Annotated in this window: 13 protein-coding genes and 4 pseudogenes; 10 read left to right on the forward strand and 7 right to left on the reverse strand. The window is 57.4% G+C overall.

Annotated elements, in window-relative coordinates; genetic code table 11:
* Positions 1-85 precede the first annotated feature (85 nt).
* Positions 86-217 (reverse strand): annotated as a pseudogene (locus ACP97_RS20635) (IS5/IS1182 family transposase); the annotation flags it as partial.
* A 171-nt stretch (positions 218-388) separates the two neighbouring features.
* On the opposite strand from ACP97_RS20635, the gene ACP97_RS00965 reads away from it, so the two are divergent.
* Entirely contained in the window at positions 389-1,132 is a 744-nt protein-coding gene (locus ACP97_RS00965; RefSeq protein ID WP_202593527.1) for a hypothetical protein, read from the forward strand.
* Here ACP97_RS00965 and ACP97_RS00970 read toward each other — a convergent pair.
* The 3 genes from ACP97_RS00970 to ACP97_RS00980 form a co-directional block, all read right to left on the reverse strand.
* A complete protein-coding gene (locus ACP97_RS00970) occupies positions 1,129-2,124 on the reverse strand; it encodes a mechanosensitive ion channel family protein (RefSeq protein WP_049995984.1) in 996 nt (331 codons plus the stop codon). The genes ACP97_RS00965 and ACP97_RS00970 overlap by 4 nt on opposite strands.
* Entirely contained in the window at positions 2,124-2,372 is a 249-nt protein-coding gene (locus ACP97_RS00975; protein ID WP_049995985.1) for a hypothetical protein, read from the reverse strand. Before ACP97_RS00975 ends, ACP97_RS00970 begins: the two co-directional genes overlap by 1 nt.
* A gap of 151 nt (positions 2,373-2,523) precedes the next feature.
* Positions 2,524-3,108, reverse strand: coding sequence for an LOG family protein (locus ACP97_RS00980; protein WP_049996007.1), 585 nt, complete (start codon positions 3,106-3,108; stop codon positions 2,524-2,526).
* Positions 3,109-3,298: 190 nt separating this feature from the next.
* On the opposite strand from ACP97_RS00980, the gene tnpA reads away from it, so the two are divergent.
* The 8 genes and pseudogenes from tnpA to ACP97_RS01015 all read left to right on the forward strand — a co-directional run bounded on the left by tnpA (position 3,299) and on the right by ACP97_RS01015 (position 14,495).
* Positions 3,299-3,685: an IS200/IS605 family transposase gene (gene tnpA / locus ACP97_RS00985; protein ID WP_049995986.1), complete on the forward strand. Its 387-nt coding sequence runs from the start codon at positions 3,299-3,301 to the stop codon at positions 3,683-3,685.
* Positions 3,682-4,925 (forward strand): annotated as a pseudogene (locus ACP97_RS00990) (RNA-guided endonuclease TnpB family protein). The gene tnpA and the pseudogene ACP97_RS00990 overlap by 4 nt, the downstream one beginning before the upstream one ends.
* A gap of 255 nt (positions 4,926-5,180) precedes the next feature.
* On the forward strand, positions 5,181-6,806 hold the full coding sequence (locus tag ACP97_RS00995; RefSeq protein ID WP_049995987.1) for a metallophosphoesterase family protein: 1,626 nt from the start codon (positions 5,181-5,183) through the stop codon (positions 6,804-6,806).
* Positions 6,803-9,613, forward strand: coding sequence for an AAA family ATPase (locus tag ACP97_RS01000; protein WP_049995988.1), 2,811 nt, complete (start codon positions 6,803-6,805; stop codon positions 9,611-9,613). The genes ACP97_RS00995 and ACP97_RS01000 overlap by 4 nt, the downstream gene beginning before the upstream one ends.
* Positions 9,614-9,932: 319 nt before the next feature.
* The gene (locus ACP97_RS01005; protein WP_049995989.1) at positions 9,933-11,252 is read left to right on the forward strand and encodes a DNA double-strand break repair nuclease NurA; all 1,320 of its coding nucleotides are present in this window, start codon (positions 9,933-9,935) and stop codon (positions 11,250-11,252) included.
* Positions 11,245-13,203, forward strand: a complete 1,959-nt coding sequence (locus tag ACP97_RS01010) for an ATP-binding protein (RefSeq protein ID WP_049995990.1) — start codon at positions 11,245-11,247, stop codon at positions 13,201-13,203. The genes ACP97_RS01005 and ACP97_RS01010 overlap by 8 nt, the downstream gene beginning before the upstream one ends.
* A gap of 538 nt (positions 13,204-13,741) precedes the next feature.
* A pseudogene (locus tag ACP97_RS20640) lies at positions 13,742-13,834 on the forward strand (non-histone chromosomal MC1 family protein); the annotation flags it as partial.
* A gap of 430 nt (positions 13,835-14,264) precedes the next feature.
* Entirely contained in the window at positions 14,265-14,495 is a 231-nt protein-coding gene (locus ACP97_RS01015) for a hypothetical protein (protein ID WP_049995991.1), read from the forward strand.
* A 452-nt stretch (positions 14,496-14,947) separates the two neighbouring features.
* Here ACP97_RS01015 and ACP97_RS01020 read toward each other — a convergent pair whose 3' ends face one another.
* The gene (locus tag ACP97_RS01020; protein ID WP_049995992.1) at positions 14,948-15,604 is read right to left on the reverse strand and encodes a TMEM175 family protein; all 657 of its coding nucleotides are present in this window, start codon (positions 15,602-15,604) and stop codon (positions 14,948-14,950) included.
* A gap of 529 nt (positions 15,605-16,133) precedes the next feature.
* Positions 16,134-18,344 carry a heavy metal translocating P-type ATPase gene (locus tag ACP97_RS01025; RefSeq protein WP_049995993.1) on the reverse strand — a complete coding sequence of 737 codons (2,211 nt, stop codon included), beginning with the start codon at positions 18,342-18,344 and terminating at the stop codon, positions 16,134-16,136.
* 311 nt (positions 18,345-18,655) lie between these two features.
* On the opposite strand from ACP97_RS01025, the pseudogene ACP97_RS01030 reads away from it, so the two are divergent.
* Positions 18,656-19,221, forward strand: a pseudogene (locus tag ACP97_RS01030) (hypothetical protein); the annotation flags it as partial.
* 198 nt (positions 19,222-19,419) lie between these two features.
* Here the strand turns inward: ACP97_RS01030 and ACP97_RS19530 are convergent.
* A complete protein-coding gene (locus ACP97_RS19530; RefSeq protein WP_154019873.1) occupies positions 19,420-19,596 on the reverse strand; it encodes a hypothetical protein in 177 nt (58 codons plus the stop codon).
* Between the last annotated feature and the right edge of the window lie 316 nt (positions 19,597-19,912).

Consider the following 19,912-nt stretch of genomic DNA (forward strand, 5'->3'; position numbering starts at 1 on the left):
TTTTTTCTTTTATTCATGATGCGGGTACGAACGTAAGATACAAACTCCATATCTTCCGAAGTCTCGGTTGTGTATAAGAGACAGTCCGTATACAGTGAGCGACGATATGTGCCTCGCGGGGAAGCCCGCCTGATTCGGGCTTCCCCGCGTGCTTTCCCAACGCTTGTTTCGCTACGCGTAGTGCCTTCTCAACGAAGTCGAGGAGGACGATTGCCATATCCAACTCCTCGACTTCATTGCCTCAAACCAGTACCGAACAATCCCGACGCCGTGTGTCGTTTTCAATAGAGCAGAATCGTACACTCCTGAGGACGTTGCGATCTTCGAGAACCAAGGTATCACCGAGTACACCACTCGGCTGATCAACCAGCGCTTTGTGAATCCCGACGTGGTGGTGATCGCGAACGTGCGTCAGGACCATCAAGATACTCTGGGCAAGACGATCCGAGATCTGGCGCGGGCGTTCGCGCGAACGATCCCGGCGGACACGACTGTGATCAATGGCGAGCAAAACCCCGTTCTGCTTGAGTACATGCGTGAGGAGATCAAACAGCAGGGTGCGACGATGCAGGCAGTCACCATCCCGGAGCACCAACAGGGTCGCATCGGAGCCGAGACAGTCTACGCGTGCAACGACGTGCTCCGCCACCTCGACATGGAGCCGATCCCGGAAGACCACCTGAGCGCCTATCTCGACGCGATTCAACCCGAGTGGGTGCGCGTACCCCAAGGACGAGTGTTCGACGGTGCGCAGATCAACGACATCGAGAGCACCGAGGCGATCCGACAGGCGCTCGCGGGCGAGGAGTACGTGCTTCCGTTCGTCTTCTTGCGCTCGGATCGGCGAAGCCGAACCGCTTCGTTCGCAAACTACCTGAACACGCTCGCCGAACGCGATCTAATCCGCGAGGCCCATGCCGGTGGCGCGTTCACCGGCGTGTTCGCGGCGAACGTGGACGTGCCCGTCACCCAGCACGACCGCTCGGAGGACGCGAGCGACGTGCTTGATGAGATGCTCACCACCGAATATCCGGTACTCACGATGGGAAATACGGTCGACGACTTCATGCGTGATTTGGAAATTGAGATCGACGAACGCGCCCAACAGATGGCGATCAAGAGTGCAGATTAGCCGTTCGATTCGAGTCTGAGAACTGGGTTCTCGCCACACTGGTTGACGAGGTGGATCTGTGGATAGGGAATGTCGATACCCGCATCATCGAAGCGGTTCTTCACGCTTGTGATGTATTCGCCCCGGGTCTTGAGGAAGTCGTTACGGGTTGGGTTGGCGATCCAAAAGCGTGAAGTCAGGCCTACATAGAAGTCAGCGAGCGCACCGCGGCCGGGCTCAGACGGTTCGGCCATCCGGACTGAGGGTGCGGGATCATCAAGGATATCTGGATGGCGTTTGGCTTCCTCAACAATAATCTCGGCCGCTTCGTCGATGTCGTCATTGTAGCTGATGCGGAAGTCGAACTGGATGCGGAGTTCATCCTTTGCCCCGGTGTTTTTGATGACGTCATCCGTCAGTGTAGAGTTCGGCACGGTAAGGAGTTCGTTGTCGAAGGTACGCACTCTCGTGACCCGAAAGGAGATATCCTCAACGATGCCCGTATAGGCTCCCTTATCCCACTCGATCCAGTCGCCGATCGTGAATAGATCACCGGTGTAAATGAACACGCCGGCGACGACGTTCGAGAGGGTGTCTTGGAGTGCGAGGCCGACCGCAAGGGTTGCCGCGGCGGCGATCACAGCGGTCGAGGCGAAGAATCCGGTGAGACGTGCTGCTTTGAACGCGACCGCGAGCGCGACGACCCTCATTATGAGGTGGAGAATCCGCAAGAGCGGACGTTTTTCGTGGTCGTCGAAGCTCCAGCGGTCGAGCGTGCGATTGAACAACGGGATAAGGACCGCTCGCCCAAACAGATAGATCACCGCGAAGGCAACGACGAACGAGATAGCTGCGCCGAGTGGTTTCGCATATGCTGTGTCGAGGCCGAATTGATGGAGCGCCTCACCGATCGGGCCGGTACCGTCAATCGCGACAGTGGTATTGGTTCCGTTAGCAGTGGTATTCGTGGTCGGCAATCCAATCTGAAGGGATGATGACGGACTGTCGTCCATTACTGATACGTCGCGGTGTTACCGGGGATTTCTCTCGGCTTGGGCCCTCTCTGCTCACCGAGGTGTGTAGTTAGCTCGTCAATTATTCTCTGTACTGCATGCCGCAGACATGAATTCACCTCCACGTGATCGTACTCACCGAACTGGGTGTCGAGTTTGTCGGTACCGCTCTCGATTCCGGCTTCCATTCGAGGCGTGGTGCTGACGCCGTGAGCACGATCTTTCAGCGCGCGCTCGTCAGTTGTCATCTACTCTGGCGTCCTCGTGCACTCCACCTAAAGTTAACCATCCGCAGACTACTCTCATAACCGACATAATCTGCACACGAGGACCGCTCGGAGGACGCGAAACAGCTCGCGTGTTTCCGCCTTATCACCAGCATTACTTGAGGAGACAGAGCTACGTCTCGTCTGCGCTTTGCAGAACATCCTTCAATGGAGGTGCTTCATAGTTGGTGAACTGGTCAAGCAAGTCGTTGGGATCGTCCTCGATTACGATGATTTCTCGATGGTGAGCACTCACGAACGCTTCATCACATTGGTGGTCAAAAAATGCGGCGAGGTCCGCGTAGTAGTCCGCGACGTTCAGAAGTCCACAGGGATGCTCGTGGAGACCGAGTTGAGTCCACGTGAGCACTTCCATGAACTCTTCGAGCGTGCCGAACCCGCCGGGGAGTGCGATAAATCCATCGGACTGATCGACCATGCGTTGTTTGCGTTCATGCATCGACTCGACGATTTCGAGATCGCTAAGTCCATCATGAGCGATCTCGCGTTCGCGGAGCGCATCCGGAATGATGCCGTAGGCTTCGCCGCCCGCGTCAAGCGTTGCATCCGCAACCGTCCCCATTAATCCGACGTCGCCACCGCCGTAGACGAGCCCGAGATTCCGGTCCGCGAGCGTTCGTCCAAGGTGATCGGCAGCTTTCCGATATACCGGTTGAGCGCCATCACTCGACCCACAATAGACACAGATCCGGTCCATACTGACGATCACCGCTACAGAGCGAAATAGCGTGTGATACAAACCGTTAGCGCATACCTCGTCTTCAGGCGGAGGTTGAGCGGTAGGCCGTTTCTGTGTCTGTGCAGCTGGGTCGGTTGGCGTATCAGTGGACTGGATTTCCAGCCTACCGTAACGCTCAGTAGTGCTCGGGTGCATAGTGTGTATACGGATGAAGACCACACGGCACGCGGCTTATAACCTCAACTACCACATAGTGTGGTTGCCGAAGTGCCGTCGTTCGGTACTGACCGGAACGGTCGCGCGCCACGTCGAAGAAATCATCCAAGAGATAGCAGGTGACAAAGGGCTGGAGGTTATCGATCTCACCATTCAACCCGACCATATCCACCTGTTCGTGAGTAGCCCACCGAAGCACGCTCCGTCGCTCCTTGCCAACTGGTTCAAAGGAATCTCATCGCGGAAGTACAATCACCGCTACGCGAGTTCCGACGACCAGAAAATCAAGTGGGCGCGGGGATACTACGCTGGAACGGCAGGCGAGGTATCCAGCGAAACCGTCCAAGACTACATCCAGCGCCAAGAGGCCGAAGCATGAGCGAAGTCACGAAGACCCTCGAACTCAAACTCGTCTCGCCGAACGCCCACAAGCGACGAAAACTCCACGAGACGACCGACACCTACCGCTCGGCACTCCATGCCGCGTTTGACGCTGGTTGTTCGACTCAATCGGCGGCGAACGATGTGGTAGTCGAGTACGACTTGAGCGGCTACGCGAAGAACGCCCTCAAGAAGTACGTGCCGCAACTCTGTGGCGGGAGCTACGACGCCGACGAGCTTCACGACGAGCATCCAGTTCGGTTTACGAACGAGGGTGTTCGCTTGGACCACAAGCCACAGAACGCCGTCGAGTGGTACGTGAAAGTCCCCCACCACGACGACTACCACCTCTGGATACCCGCACAACCGAACCCCGAACAGCGGTCGTGGGTCGAAGCCGTCTTGGCAGGAGACGCCGACATGGGCGAGTGTCGGCTGTTCAACCGTGATGGCGAGTGGTTCCTACATATGGTGGCTACGCGGGAGGTCGAACAGCGGCCAACCGATTCGGTGTCCGATGAGACGCCGATTGGTGTGGACATCGGGGAATCTGCATTGCTCACGGTGTGTCATCGTGACGAGCGCGGAACCCCGACCGCACCAACACTCTGGAACGACGAAGGCAAAGAAGTTCGACGCCTCCGGAAGACGTATTTCACCGCCACGAAGCGACTTCAGGAACGCAAGAGCGAGCGCATCGCTGAGTCGTTCGGCGACCGACTCTGGCGGCAAATAGACCACATCCTCCACTCGGTGACAGATGCTGTGGTCGAGCATGCCGCGTCGGCCGAAAATCCCGTACTCATCCTCGAAGACCTCACGCACATCCGTGAGAGTATGGGCTACGGCGCGTACATGAACCGTCGCCTTCACGGGTGGAGCTTTGCGAAGATGCACGCCCAACTGTGCTACAAGGCCGCCGAGCGCGGTATCCCCGTCGAAGCGGTGAACCCCGCGTACACGTCCAAGACGTGCCACGTTTGCGACGAGACGGGATACCGCCCCGAACAGGCGGAGTTCCGATGCACGAACGACGAGTGTTGGGTTTCGGAGTACCAAGCAGACGTGAACGCCGCGCTAAACATAGCAGACCGTTACTCCAGCGGAGAGAGAGCCGTTCAAGAGAACACACGAACGGCGATGACTCGGCTGGGGATGGGGCGCGTTTGACCGCGCCACAAGACAGCCAAGCCGATGGTGAGGCCCACCAGCAGACGCTTGGAGCGTATGCGTCTTGACACCGACGGTAGCCTTCGGTAGCTACTGAAATCCGATGGTCGGATTCCACGTCGTTCACGGCGTGGAGGAGGTCAATGCAACCGGTCTAAAGCACGTGTTCAACCGCTAGCTCGACCAAGATGTTCTGTAGGCGTCGAGCAAGACCTGAGACGACCGATGGAGAGACGTTCGATCATGGTTCTCTTGATTGCACTCACCACTGACAGAGGTTTTTACCTGATGCCCGACTATCACCGAACAGAGACACTCCCCACATGGTTCAAATCGCCCATATCAGCGACACTCACCTCGGAAATCGACAGTACGGCAGTGACGTGCGCCGGCAGGATTTCACCGACGCCTTCGCCGCCGCGGTCGAACGTGCGGTTGAGCGCGATGTCGACGCGATCATCCACACCGGTGATTTGTTCCATCGACGAACACCGCCGCTCCCGCAGGTCAACCAGTGTATCGGCGTGCTTCGGCGAGCACACGACGCCGGCATCCCCTTTCTCGGAATTGTCGGAAACCACGACCGAAAGATGGACGATCAGTGGCTCGATTTGATGGCCCACACTGGGACTGCTAGCCGTCTCGATAGCTCGCCGACGATGATCGGCGAAGGCGACGAAGCTGTCGCGCTCTACGGCATCGACGCCGTGCCAAGCCCAGCGTGGGATTCCACGAACTTCGAACTTGACAAGCCCGACAACGACGACGCTTACCGGCTCTTATGTATGCATCAGCTTCTCCATCCGCCTGTGCCGGAGATTATGGCCGACTATCCCGCTGACTCGGTGATCGAGCGCCTCAACATCGAGATTGACGGCCTCGCACTCGGTGATTATCACGAGGCCGAGAGTGCCGACGTCAATGGTGTGGATGTGTGGTACGCCGGTTCCACGGAGCGAGGTAGTGCAGGCGAGGAGGGCCCGCGCTCGATCACGATGCTCTCCGATTTCTCCGATCACACCATGTCGCGTAGCCACGTCGACCTCGACACGAGAGACTTCCAGCCCATTCAGATAGCGTTTGAGGAGAACGACGGCTACGAACATGCCCGCTCCGTATTCGAGGAATACGACCTCACCGATGCCGTGGCGGTTGTGAACCTCACTGGTAAGCGTACCTCCCTCACTGCGAGCGACATTCACGAAATAGCTCTTGACCGCGGTGCGGCGGTCGCCCGTGTCGACGACAACCGGGGACGTGAGCATCTCGATATCGGTGCTAACCCGACAACGGACGTCGAAGACCCTGACACCCTGATTGACAAGCGGCTCGCCAAAGCGGGTCTCAGCGAACCAGCCCTTGATGTCGATCAGATGGTTCGAGACGAGGCAACGTCGACGAACGCGCTTGACGACAACGCCGAACGACTCATTAGTGAAGCACAGGATAAAGCGTTCGAGAGCGGCGACCCCGAGGCGGTACTGGGCGATGGTCCCGTTGAGGAACCCGAAGGGGGCGACGAACGAGTCGCCAATGCCAGGCCGGGTGGCGGCAACGAGTCTGACGACACCGAACCGACTGAGACAGCAGAGACACTCCGAGAGCAGGTCGAGACGGACGTCGAAGCCGCCGAGGCAGAGGCGGAGGGCAGTGACGTCGTAGCAAGCGAAGACGGCGAGAGCGGCGATAAGCCGGCCCTAACGGATATGAAAAAACCTGCGGGCGAATCTAAATCTGAAACGGACACCGCCGAGTCTGTTAAAGAGAGGCCGCCGGAAGCTCGGGCTGAAACCGCACCGACGACCAACGAGAGCGAGACAGAGCAGACCGTCGAAACCGAAGCGACCGATGGCGGCAACGATCCTGAGGACGATACCGAGAGCGCCAGTGGTTCGACAAACCAGGCATCATTCGCTGACATCGGTGGTAGCAAGGAAGAATCTCAATGAAGATTACTCGAATCCGACTACAGAACATCCGTAGTTACGAAGATCAGACCGTCGAATTTCCCGAGGGCACTATCTTGATCCACGGCGAGAACGGAGCCGGGAAAACGTCGCTTTTGATGGGTCTGTTCGGTGGGCTGTTCCTTTCCAATATCACGAACGTCGATGGCAACAACTTCAACGTAGGCGACCTCGTGCGCCGCGGCGAGGATAAGGGCCGCGTCGAGTTGGATTTCGTCGTTGACGACGACGAGTATAGCGTCGAATGGGAAATGCCCGGTCTTGATAGTGGAAGCGCATCGAAGGCCACACTTTCGTCGCCAGTTCTCTCAGATCCAGTTTCTGGCATCCGTGACGTCCAGCAGGAGGTGACGAATCTACTGGGCATGAACGAGGACGATTTCTCCAGTTCGGCGTATGTTCAGCAGGGCGAGATTGATCGACTCATAGAAGCGAACGACCGTGGCGCGATGATCGACAGCCTGCTCGGTCTCGACCAGATCGAGGAGTATATCGAACGCGCTAAAATGACCCGACGCGGGGCGAGACGTACCTACGAACGGTGCCAGGAACGTCGTCGCGGACAGGAGGCGAATCTCGACGACTACGATCACGACGAGGATGGTTATATCGAGGTAATACAGCGCCTCGAAGACGAGATCGAAGACAAGAAAGATCTCGCCGACCGTCATCAAACCCATATTGATGAGACGCTCATCCCACGGCTCAACGAATATACCGACAAACTCGAGCACCACGAGACACTCTCCGAACGACTCTCAGATAAGCAAGACCAGATCGAACAGGCAAAATCCGATCGGAAAGAGGCCCAGCTATCCAAGCAAGATAGCGAGGACACTATCACCGAGCACAAATCCGCAATCGGCGACCTCCGTGACGAGGTCGGGATGCTCGACGACGAGGCGGAGTATGACCTTGATAGTCGAGAAAGCGCGGCGGATGCGCTCGACGCTGTTCAGGATGATCTGCTCGACGCTCAGCAGGAAAAGAATACGCTGGAAAACGAGTACAACAATGCCCGCGACGATCTCTTGGATGCGAAGTCGGACCTCGGCGACGTCAATGAGGATCTAAAGGAATCGCGGACCCAAGTCGAGGAGAAGGAATTAGCTATCGAGAATGCCGAAGGCGATGTCGAGAGTTACGAAGATGAACTCCGCGAACAACTTCGCAACCTTGCGGACACGCTTGAGGAATACGAGGTTGAGACAAACTTCAGAATGGATGAGCAGGGCGAAATCGACATCGGCGTGGCTACGGACGCGTTAATTCCGCTCGCCCGTGAGCGTATTCCCGAGCGCCGAGAGCAACTCAACGACGAGATTAACGAACTCACTGGCGAGATTGGACGCCTCGAAACTAAAGCCGAAACCCTCAACGACCGGATCGAGAAATTTCAAGAACTCGGCGAGGCTGGCGAGTGTCCCAAGTGTGGCCAGACCGTCGGGGAGGCCCATGTCGACGCGGAGATAGACGAGTTGGAGAACGAGCGGGATAACGTTGAGACGGAGATCACGTCGATCGAGGAAGACAAAAAGCAGCTTCAGCGCCGACACGGCCAACTCAGCGGTATTCGCAACACTGTAAATGATGTGATTGATTTCTATACCGACACGCTGGATGAGGCCCGCGAGCGCGTCGAAGACCTCCGCAGCGACCGTGAGGACATTACCCAGGAAATCGATGAGCTTGTAGCCGAAGAATCCGAACTACATGACCGGATCGGCGATCTCGAAACCACAGTTGAGGAACGCGAGGCGACCTTCGAGGAGGCTAAAACCCACATGGAGAGCATTGCTGACAGCCGCGAGACGATCAAAGATGCTGACGCGAAGTACGACGCCATCAATGACCGCCAGACCAAAATCGAACAGGAACAGCAGGCCATCAGCCACGCCGACGACCGAATCGAGAACCTCGACGACCAACTCGACGCCTACTGGGACGAGAAAGAGAGCATCGAAGACGAACTCGGTGACCTCGACCCCGAGGAGCTTCGAGAACGAAAGGCTACCTACGAGGACGAAATCGAGAGCCATCGTGAGGACCGGGACGAGGCCCAAAGTCAGGTCGAAGACCTCCGAGGCGAGGTGGCCACCGTAGAAACCACGCTGAATAACTTCCGCGATCTCCAGGAGAATATCGCCGAATTAGAACACCGCGAACGGTGGGCCGATAGCGTTCGAGAGGACATCGAGCACACACTCTCAATCTACAACGAGGTCCAGTCGGATCTCCGCGAGACATACCTCGGGTATCTCAACGAATACACCAACGATATCTTCAAAGACATTTATAAGAACAGTAGCTACCAGCAGGTCCGTATCACCGAAGAACACGACGAGACCTACGATACCTACGACTACGATATTCAGTTGCTCCGCGACGACGGCACGATGGAAGACCCCACCAACGCGAGCGGGGGCGAACGCGCAGTTGTGAATCTCGCGCTCCGAGCGGGTATCTATCGGTTGATCGCCCAGATCCGTGGAGCAGGCGGAACACTTCCGCCGTTCATCCTCGACGAACCGACTACGTTCCTTGATGAGGGTCATGTTGGTCAGCTAGAACAGATGCTCGACACCGTCAAGGAGTGGGACGTCGCACAGGTGTTCGTGGTGAGTCACGACGAGAGTCTGATCCATGGCGCGGATCACGAATGTCTCGTCACGAAAGACGAGGGCTCGACGAGTCAGATAGAGATGCAACTGGCTGGTCAAGACTACGAGGGCAGCGACGGGACCGAGGTTGCACTCTCGGATGGAGGATCGGGAGATGGAAGCTCATGAAACACCGATCATCGTGCGTCACCGAGGAGATGAACTGATGCAAGAAGCAATCAACTGTGCGTTCCAGGCGGACGCCTGGTTATCCAGTTCGTCGACGAGATGGCCGGCGATCCATGATCGTACTCCACGTTGCTGTATATGTTCGGCGATACCGACCTCGCACACCGACAGACGGTCAGAGTGGCGATTCGTGAGGCGACGGAAAGCGCCGATAATGGGGAATGATGGAGAACCCGCATGCAGCCCAGTCTCCGAGAATGGTGCGCGTGAGAGGTCCGCACCGAGATTTAAGGCAGATGTGGATGTAATCGTTCGATAGATGGATGCAGAAGCACTTTCGCTCGTCCGAGCGATATGCGGGCGAATCGACGAGAACGTCCCGCGGCAGGGCCGTGAGCAGTCCGAACACGCTCGCCGGCTGTTCGAACATCTCGATAAACCCGGTGGTGGTGTCGAATCGATCGGCGAACCGTGGTGTGCTCGGACGCCGATCGCCGACCTCGGGAACTGGAGCAACGACCCGTGGGATGGGCCGACATATGCCATCGATGCTTCGACGACGCAGGCGCTCGAATACACAAATGGGCTAATCATGGATACGGCCTACGCCAAACTCGGTGTCGGCGGTATCGACGTCAATCGCAGTGCCGAGCGCGCCGGCACGGTGAAAACCGTGGTCTACTACCACGAAGGTGAATCAACCATCCGCAGCGAGAGATTTTCTGAAGCCGATGAAACCGAGGATGAAAGTCCGTTACAGGGCGAACTTGTTCCTTACGATGCCGACGCGGACTCGGCGCAGAATCTCTCGAAGGCCGTCTCATCGGTCGCCCAATCGCTCGCTGAGGGTGAGCACGCTCGCCGAATGCTTGATGAAGTCGACGGCCCGCTCTTTCTGGATGGATCGCTCTACCCGCTTGGCGTGCTGTATTGGGTGTTGCTCGATGACGCCGGTAGTACCTCTCCCGCCGAATCATGGGGTCGGCCTCGTGAAATCGTAGAGAACTACATCGAGGTTGTGGAGACCCAATACGACCGCGGCTTTCCAGTTGTGGGAATCGTGAAAACCTCGACCACGGCCCAACTCGTTGATTCGCTGGAAGAGAAAATCCGCCAGCACGACGTTACGGACGAGAGCGGCCTGCGACCGGACGTTTCGTGGACCCGAGATCACCAGTATCTCGCCGAGGTGCTCCGGGGCGGGAGTCTCGACGAACTCACTTACACATCGTGGTTCGTAAGCACCGAACTCGCCGCCGGTCGATTCGGCGATACTGAGATACTTGATCCCTTCGCACAGGACCTCCAGTTCGGTGAGCCCGGTGATTACCGGCGAGCGTTTTTCTACGTGCGATTGCCAAAGCAAGAGTTCGTTTTTCGGGTCGAGACGCCGCTCCTCTTTATCCTCGACGACGAGGAAACCCGCGATGAGATCCAGAACAAAGCACTCAAAGAGATCGCCCGTCGCCGCGACGTACCGCAAGCTGTGACACGTGCCGACCGTATCGCTGGCATCTCGCAGGGTAATCGTAAGACGATTCGTGGGGTACTGAATTCGAGCGCACCAAGCAAGAACTACAATTGGGACGGCCGGTGGAGCCAAGACGACATCAACGGAATGGAGCCCGACAATGAGTGATTTTACCCTCCCCGAAGACCGCGAGAGCAAGGATACAAACAAGGAGCAACGTACCGAAAATGACGAGGTTAAGCAGGGAACGCTCAACGCTCCCGAAAGTGATGGCGATACCGCCGCTGAGAGCGGGAGCAAAGACGCCATCGGTGCACGCTCGGTCGAGAGCGATATCACTCCACGCGCGGAGGACGAGATCGGTCATATCCTCGGTGGCAACAACATCCGAATCGGCCGCACCGAACATCTGGTCGAGGCGTACATCACTACCGATCGGCGCGAGGACGTGCAGGTAGGCGATTACGTACAAGTCCCCTATCCCGGACGAGGCGAGAGCCTGTTCGCGGCTGTTGAAGCACTCCGGTACGAACCTTATACGGACCTCGATGATACCTCCGACACTCACCACGACATCGTAAGCGAGGAGAGCGTCGACGAAAGCGAATATGTACTGGTAGCTGAGCTTGATCCAATCGCGTCAATCGAGATCGACGACACGGCCGCCGAGGCTGAGGAGAAATACGAGCGCGGGATCGTGAGTCGAATCCCGAAGCCCAACGCAGATGTGACACTTACCGAAGATGAGGCATTCCTTCGCACGGGGCTGAATATCCCACACTCTGGTGTGTTCTGTGGCCATCTCGCGGTCGCTGGTGATCGAAAAACCGTCGCTGACAAGCCGGTGCCATACTACATCGACAATCCGGGGAGTGTGCAGGATGGGGCGGGAGGTTTCGAGGTCGAGAGTGGCGAACCTGCTATCTGGCGACACACGCTCGTCGCCGGCTCGACTGGGAAGGGGAAGACTCATTTCACCAAAAACCTGCTTCGCCAGTTTATCGGCGGGAAACGGTATCCGGTCGGGAATGCGCACAAAGAACTGGGCGTGGTGATCTTCGATCCCGCGAACGAGTACTGGCAAATGCGCGAGAATAACGAGGATCTTCAGCCCGGCGGCGAGAAGGCAGCGCTCGGAGAGGAACTTCGGAATAGCTCGATTAATACGGGTGGCCTCGGCGATGATCTTCAAGTGTTCGCACCGGAAGTTGACGGCGCGAGCCCGGACGAGTCGGGCGAGCGCTACCCGTTCTCGATCCCGTTCTCGCTGGTGGCCGAGCATCCCCAGCTGTTGATGCCGTACAAAGCGACCGCGGTAACGCGAGGGGCTCTGGAGGACTGTCTCGACGATTACTTCGATCAGTTCCACGAACCTGAGAGGGTTGAGGGGGATGGCGAGCCGTCACTCGTTGACGACGACGGCAATGTTCCTCAGTATGAGGACTTCATCCATTTCCTCAACCAGAACGATCACGAAGGTAGTATGCTCCGCGAGCGAAACGAGATTGGAAGCGGGACGTGGGGCGCAGTGATGCGTCGGGCAAAACGCTCGGAGTTCGGCGCAGTGTTCGATGCCGATGCGAACCGACTCGACGAGGTGGCCCATCGTATGTTCGAACCAGGACAGGTGACGGTGATCCCAACGCGACATCTGACTAGTAAGCGCGAGAGTCTTGTCGTGCTGTCGGTACTCTCCTACATCATTGAGAACAAACTGAAAAGCGACGGGGCGGACCCAAACGTGAGCGAAACACCACTGATGGTCGGCGTCGACGAGGCCCACAACTACCTCTCCTCGCCGAGCAGCGACGACGTTCGCGGGCAGTACATCGTCAACCAAGCGAGAGATGCGGTTCGACAGGGACGAAAGGACCAACTCGGAATGATGATGATCACCCAGAACCCTGAGGACATCGACGATGACATCCTGAAACAGACGAACACGAACGTCTTTCTCGGTCTTCGGGCGGAGGTGGTCCAGAGGGTGCCCTCAATCCCGCCGGAGTTTGCCCGCGACATCCCCAAATTCGGGAAAGGACAGGCAGCCGTGAAAGCACCGGATGTGGAGGCAGTCGAAGTCACTGGTCTTTCAGAATGCTTGACCAAGCACGGAGATTAGCGTAGAATGCAGACTACCAAGCCCCATTCCTCAGTGAGCGCGACTGAAGGGAGTACGAGTAGAGAGGAGGTACGATGACCGCCTTTCAGCCGGTCACTGCAAACCACGTCGCGGAAACAGGAAGCCCCACCCTCAAGTGTAGCCGTCACGCGAACGGTAGGATGAGAGAGGATGTCACGGTAGAAATCTACTCGTCATCGCCGCTGGGTAAGTCTAACTCTTCTGTCGGAGATGGATGATCACAGTTGCCGTAGATGTGATACTGGACTGCAGAGACACTTACTTCCATTTGATGAGCAATCAGATAATCCCACCGTCCACGGTCTTTGAGTCGTCGTATCTCTCGACAATCCTCCTCAGTAATGTGTGAACCACCTGGCATCGTCAGCGTCTCCCTGCTTTACTGTCAGGAGGGAGCATCTATATTGTGTTTCACTTTCCTCCGCTGTCTGTGTATATATTCATCGTTCTGTACACTCAAGAAAGGTGAAAAGGAACAGAGCAACTCCAGATCTACGAGGGGTGAGCGTGGCACGAACAAGTTCCAGAGAACAAACCCAAGTGGATGCCCGAGACGATGATGGAAGCGAACGGCTCGAAGGAAGGCATCGAGCACCTTAACGAGTTGTAGCCGGTGACGGGTACACTCATATAGCTAGACTTGATATTTTCGAATCAGCCGCTCATGGAGTCGTTCGTCTACGAATGCGTCAACTGCGGTCACCAACTCAGCGGCGATGCAGGAGCGTCACGGTCCTGTCCAGAATGCCGACAACTGATGAAACGCATCGATTCGTCGTAACTCGAAAGCTGGCCGACTAAAAAGACGCGCTTGTGCGCAAGTAGGGTCTCTCGTATCTATACCTTGTCGCCAGAAGCACTTAAAGACCGACGCGAACGAACCGCTGGTCGGTCACGCCTCACTTGATGCTGCAATGGACTGGATATCTCCGGTGGAGGCTGGTTTCTGGTATGTCTCGAAGCAGTAGACCCGTCTACTCAAAGAGCGTGAGTCCCGGGACTGATACAGATTCATATACGGCCGGTTGGGAAGAACGGGTATGGATGAAAGGCGGCGGATACCGCCGTTCGCCGAAGACACGCTTGCGCTGCTGACTGAAGCGGCTGGCGGAACCGGCGAGGATCTTCCGAGAGACGAGGCCATTGGAGTGATCACTGACGACGAGCGCTTTAACAAAGCCGACGCTGAGGCAGCACTCGAGTTGCTACAGAACCGTGGGTATATCTATTACGTTGGAGAAAACGTCCGGATTACACCGACCGACGACTGAGCAGTAATTTGTCGCAACCAGCGGAGATATTCTCTCGAGAGCTCACTTTCAGTCCGCTTGGAAAGGTTCTATAACTGATTGGGAGCTATCCACGCCGAGGACCACAATCTGAACCTCGAAAGAGCGCTGTTACACGCTTTCCATTTCATGATACAGACAGTCAAACGGATGCTCTCACGCTCGACACGGGAGTCCGTCATCGAGTGCCGCAACTGCGGGGCAAATGTCGAACCAGAGGCTGAGTCATGTCCATTCTGCGCCTCGGCTGAAATCACACACTACGAGATCGACCCATGAACTGAATGACTTCTCTGAGCCGGAGTGGGGGCATCTATAGGAATTAGCACTCAGCTTCAGAGTCCCAACATCACAGGTTGTTGTCTCATTGAGATCGCCGTGCGAGATACACGGCACGAGTCCATCAGTACGGGACCTTCGAGAGTGGGCTCAGTTTAGTGGGGTGGGGTCGCCGACTCGCTTAGAGAATCCTCAAGACTCGCGACGAGTCGTGATTCTAAGACCGAGTTGATCGGTAGTAATAGAAGCCACGAGAGGATGGCTATCGTCGGGTCAAACATTGCGATGATCGCTGATAGCACGAACACGACCGGTGACGCAAGGAATCGTGCTGCCTGAATTCCGACAGTTAACGACGTGAGTCCCTCTTCTATGAGTTCTTTCCGGGAGGCGTACCCCCACAGTAGTGTGAGAGAGAATCCAGTGAGAGCCAGCATCCCTGCATAAAAGGTGACACCAAACTGATCAGGGTAAGCGGTGAACATGCTCGTTGCATACGGGACGAACCCGACGAAGAGCAAGAACAGGAGGTTGAGCCACAGAACGCCACGGTTGTGGCGGTCGATGTGAATGAACACGCGTCTATGGAGCACCCAATAGAAACCAACTACGAAAAAGCTCAACAGATACGCGAAAAACTCCTGCCACTGCTTTGTGATGAGATCTCGGAGTACTGCGACCGTGCTTCCAGCAGGAATCGTCGGAATGTTGATGTCCAACACCAGCAGTGTGATCGCGATGGCGATGACACCGTCGCTGAGCGCGAGTAAACGGTCGGTCTCAGTGGATTCGTGGCTGTACGATAGTGACATGCACTAAATCGATGTTCGGCGAACAAGTGATTATCCTCATTCCGTCGAGAGGATCGATAACGCTTCCAACTACTTCTATCAGAGTCGTCGGACTCGTTCTTCTCATTCGCGAACTGTGATATGTATCTCTGTGTTCAGCAAATCATTTCTGACGACGATCTGGTGAGTTTGTGGCGACCGTGAGAGATGGATCCTGTGTATTCCGCACGACGTTTCTGGCAGCCACCGGAGAGTACACGACCAAAGTATGAGTTCTATTGCTGATCCCTATAGATCGACGGTTGATGAACTCGGAACACGGAAGAAGCCGACTTACACTCGGAATCGAGTGTGGGCCACGCTCTTTAGACAGCGCCTCTCGAAGTAGTGGCATGGCGACTCCGTTCGGCGCGACGTGAGGAACGCTGATCGAGCGTTGCGAGGAACTTCCTGCAGAGGCGACGCTGTCACGCCGTTGGCTATCGAACACACGCGGAGGCAGATAGACCATGACCGAAGCGCATCCGCTTTCGACAGGTCAGGGATTGCCTCATGCTAGCGAACGACGGCTGTTGATGACGACGAACAGCGTGCTGACAACGAGCAACGCGGATGCGACGACGGGAGTGACGACGCCCGCAACTGCCAGCATCGTTCCGATGGTCGGAACGGCGAGTGCGAGCACGAGATTTTCGACGAACCGGCGGTGCGTCTCGCAGGCGATGGTGAGGCAATTGACGAACGAATCGAGATCGTCGCTCGTTAACAGCGCGTCAGCGGCCGTAGCAGTGAAGTCGCTGCCTGCCAGCATCGCTACGCCGATGTCGGCCGCCGCGAGCGCTGGTGCGTCGTTGGTGCCGTCGCCGACCATCGCTACCCTCCCCTCCTCACCGAGATCACGAATGATTTCCTCCTTTGACTCGGGTGTCACATCGGCGAACACCTCCTCGATGGCCGATTCCTCGAATCGAGCGGCGACCTGCGGATCGTCGCCCGTGATACAGACGACACGCCGGCCGTCGGCCGCGAGGTGCTCGACGACCTCCTTCCAGTTTTCTCGTGGTGCATCCGCGAGCGCGACGATGCCGGTCGCCGCGCCATCCCAGCCGACGACCGCCGGTAGCTCGCCTGTTGCATGGATCTCCGCGACCCGTAATCGCACCGTTTCGGGGATTTCCCAATCGAATTCGCTGAATAGCGCCGGGTTGCCGACCGCCGTTCGCGACCCCTCGACGGTGGCGCTGACGCCGTAGCGATGGTGCTCGAACTCGCTGACATCTTCAGTCGGTGTCGCCAACTCACCGATGGCCGCCGCGATCGGATGGCTCGAGCGCGACTCGACAGCGGCCGCACGCGCGAGGAGTTCCTCCCGATCACCGAGTGCCGTGATGTCGGTCACGCACAGTTCACCGGTCGTGAGTGTCCCGGTCTTGTCGAACGCGACGATATCGACGTCAGTGATCCGTTCGAGTAGCGTCCGATCAAGGACGGCCACACCACGGTCGGCCGCTGTCGTGAGACCGCGCCCGAGTGCGAGCGGGCCGGCCAGCGTCAGCGCGACCGGACAGGCGACGACAAGCACTGACAGCCCCGTCAGTAACGCCGTGTCGAGCATCGCGCCTGCGAATAGCCAGCCTGCGAACGTCACGACGGTGAGCACGGAGACCAGGGGAACATACCGTATAGCGATCCGGCTCGTGAGTCGAGCGACGTTCGTCCGCGTCGCCTGAAGATCCCAGACGAGCGCACGGAGTTGGTCGAGCAGGCTGGTCGCGCCGTCGCCGACTTGGACTTCCAAGGCACCGTCGATCGCGACTGAGCCGCCGACCACGTCATCGCCAGGAATCTTGCGTTGCGGGCGCGCCTCGCCGGTGACGAGCGCCTCGTTGACCGCCCCGCGACCGTTAATTACCCGGCCGTCGAGCGGGACATGTTCGCCGGGCTTGATCAGCAGCGTGTCGCCGGCCTCGCAGTCGTTGACCGGGAGTGTCTCGGTACCACCGTCGGTGAGTCGCGTCGCACGCGACTGCGAGCCGTCGAGTCGCTCGGCGAGATCGACGACGGTGCGCTGCTCGTCGGCGGCGCGCACGTAGTTGGCGATCGTCGCCACGACGATGATCGTCATCGCGATGTCGAACGAGAGGTAGGCCTTGTCGAAGAATGCAAGCGAAAGCACCGAATACGCGTACGCGGCGAGCGCTGACAGCGCGACCAGCACATTGAGGGTGAGCCGGCGCTCGCGGAGACTGATGTACGCTGAGCGAAAGATCGGGAAGCCGACGCCGAAGACGGTGATCGTCGTGAACAGGACGATCGGACCGTACAGTCCGACAACGATCGCGTGGGCGTCGAGATACGCGTCGGGATAGAGGCCGAGATAGAGCGGATAGAAGAAGACCAGATAGAGCATGTAAACCGGCGCGACGACGATAATCGCGAACGCGGTCCTGATGCGATCGAACGCAAGCGCGCTGCGGTCTTCATCGGTCGCGTCCGGCGAGGGGAGTGATGCCCGGTAGCCCCATCGTGAGAGCCCATCGGCGATGGCATCGGTATCGACTCGTTCGGAATCGTAGGTCACGCGGACTGTTTCGGCGCTGTAGCTCGCTGCCGCGTCGCGAACACCGTCGATATCGGTCGCGAGGGTTTCGAGAAACGATTCGCAAGCACGGGTATGCATCCCACGCAGCGAGAAGTACGCTGTCTCGGCGGCCGCTGTGTCGGTCGCCGCGTGCGGGTCGTGGGTGGAGTCGGCATGCATGGTGTCCTGTATTTGCCGATTAGTTGTCGTCCATTGAACCGTGACGGGAGCGCTTCACCGCCGGGTTCAATGAGTACCACGGTTTGTCTGGAACGAGTTTGTCGAGAACGCGCCGTTCGAACCGACAGATTTTGAATATCGATCGACCATTCGTGTAGTCGCACAGACGATGGATCGTGTTCCACGATAGTCACTGCAACCCCCGATGATTTGGGGTTCGGCTGGTGATTTGCCGCGAATGATCTCGCTGCGTTCGCAAGTGAGTTCGACGCTGTCGCGCTCAAGACAATCGAGATCAGCATCTGTTCGGCTTGCTGCTGTTGATCGACGCGCTCGAACGTGGGACATAAGCGCTCTCAAAAGTGTCGAGACACTTGTACTGATCAAATTCTACACATTATTGTCGGATGTCTAGTGCACCGCTAACGATCTCCGACAGGATGTGACCAACGTGCTTCTAAAACGTGTCGGCTACGACCGGCCGATTCACAGTCAGTAGCTCGGTCCAGCGAACAACGCGCTGCAATCGCTCGCTGAAAGACGATGAGGAAATGCTAGAAGCGTTCGATAACATGGGCATCGACCGCGAGCGACTGTTCGATGTCGACCGGAGCAAGGTCGAGGAAGCGCTGGATGTCGTCCCAGTGTCCGAGGAGGACGTCTACGACGTGAGCGAGAGTGAGTACGTGCGTAGGCTGAGGTGGACGAACAGCGCAAAGAGACGCGCTTACAGGGACTCAAAGACCGGCTGGCGGTCAGCGATGATCCCGAGGCGGATGTCCTGCGCCAGGAAGTCGATCGGTTGGAACAAGAAATCGAGGAGCTGACCGAATTCTCGCCGGGGAGTTCGTTCGAGACACAGGCGGAGCAAGGCTAAGACGTGAGCACTGACCGCCGGCATCGTCAGCAACTCGTCTATCGCGGGGCCTGTCCCAACTGCGATGAGCAGTTCCAGCGCCTCTCGACTGTCCGGACTAGATCTTGCTGGCGATCTGCCCGGTGAGAACACGCGCTCCGGTGCGGTCGATGGTGCGTGCGAGTTCACCAAAGGGAGACAACTGGCACGGTTGCTTGCTCACGAACGGTCCTGCTCAACGTACGCTTCAATCTGAAGCACTTCCGATGGTGTCATTCCGAGGTCTTCGGCGAGAGTGCTGATCAACTCCCACGCTCGCCGCTCTCGATGCGTGTCGAGGCTGTCAGGTGAGCCGACAAGAGCGGCGAGCGCTTCGACGATGAGCGCTGTGTCCACAACGATCTGTTCGTCGGTGTTTGCGAGAGCACTCGTGGGCCGGTCTCGTCGGTTATACCGACCGATGGCTGCGGATTCGTGTATGAACTCTTGCCTCCAGAACTTGAAACCAGTTCAAGCAGTACTCACACCGACTCAACGCGACCGACCGTTTCGAGAATTCTCTTTCGTTCGGTGCATCTGTCGAACTTTCCTATGGGGAGGGTCGGGAGAGACCGCCGCAATGGTGCTGCAATACCATAGGAACACTCGTTCGGAGAATTGTTTTGCCTTTTTATAGAATAGCCCCTTCCGGTGGCGGTAGTTATATTACAAT

It is taken from the genome of Halococcus sediminicola (assembly GCF_000755245.1).
GTDB lineage: Archaea > Halobacteriota > Halobacteria > Halobacteriales > Halococcaceae > Halococcus > Halococcus sediminicola.

Bases quoted from the DNA above. Each gene is read 5' to 3' on its own strand.
- ACP97_RS01005 (WP_049995989.1), top strand. From the start codon at position 9,933: ATGGATGCAGAAGCACTTTCGCTCGTCCGAGCGATATGCGGGCGAATC.
- ACP97_RS01020 (WP_049995992.1), bottom strand. From the start codon at position 15,604: ATGTCACTATCGTACAGCCACGAATCCACTGAGACCGACCGTTTACTC.
- ACP97_RS00995 (WP_049995987.1), top strand. From the start codon at position 5,181: ATGGTTCAAATCGCCCATATCAGCGACACTCACCTCGGAAATCGACAG.
- ACP97_RS01010 (WP_049995990.1), top strand. From the start codon at position 11,245: ATGAGTGATTTTACCCTCCCCGAAGACCGCGAGAGCAAGGATACAAAC.
- ACP97_RS00980 (WP_049996007.1), bottom strand. From the start codon at position 3,108: ATGGACCGGATCTGTGTCTATTGTGGGTCGAGTGATGGCGCTCAACCG.
- ACP97_RS01000 (WP_049995988.1), top strand. From the start codon at position 6,803: ATGAAGATTACTCGAATCCGACTACAGAACATCCGTAGTTACGAAGAT.
- tnpA (WP_049995986.1), top strand. From the start codon at position 3,299: ATGAAGACCACACGGCACGCGGCTTATAACCTCAACTACCACATAGTG.
- ACP97_RS00970 (WP_049995984.1), bottom strand. From the start codon at position 2,124: ATGGACGACAGTCCGTCATCATCCCTTCAGATTGGATTGCCGACCACG.
- ACP97_RS00975 (WP_049995985.1), bottom strand. From the start codon at position 2,372: ATGACAACTGACGAGCGCGCGCTGAAAGATCGTGCTCACGGCGTCAGC.
- ACP97_RS01025 (WP_049995993.1), bottom strand. From the start codon at position 18,344: ATGCATGCCGACTCCACCCACGACCCGCACGCGGCGACCGACACAGCG.
- ACP97_RS01015 (WP_049995991.1), top strand. From the start codon at position 14,265: ATGGATGAAAGGCGGCGGATACCGCCGTTCGCCGAAGACACGCTTGCG.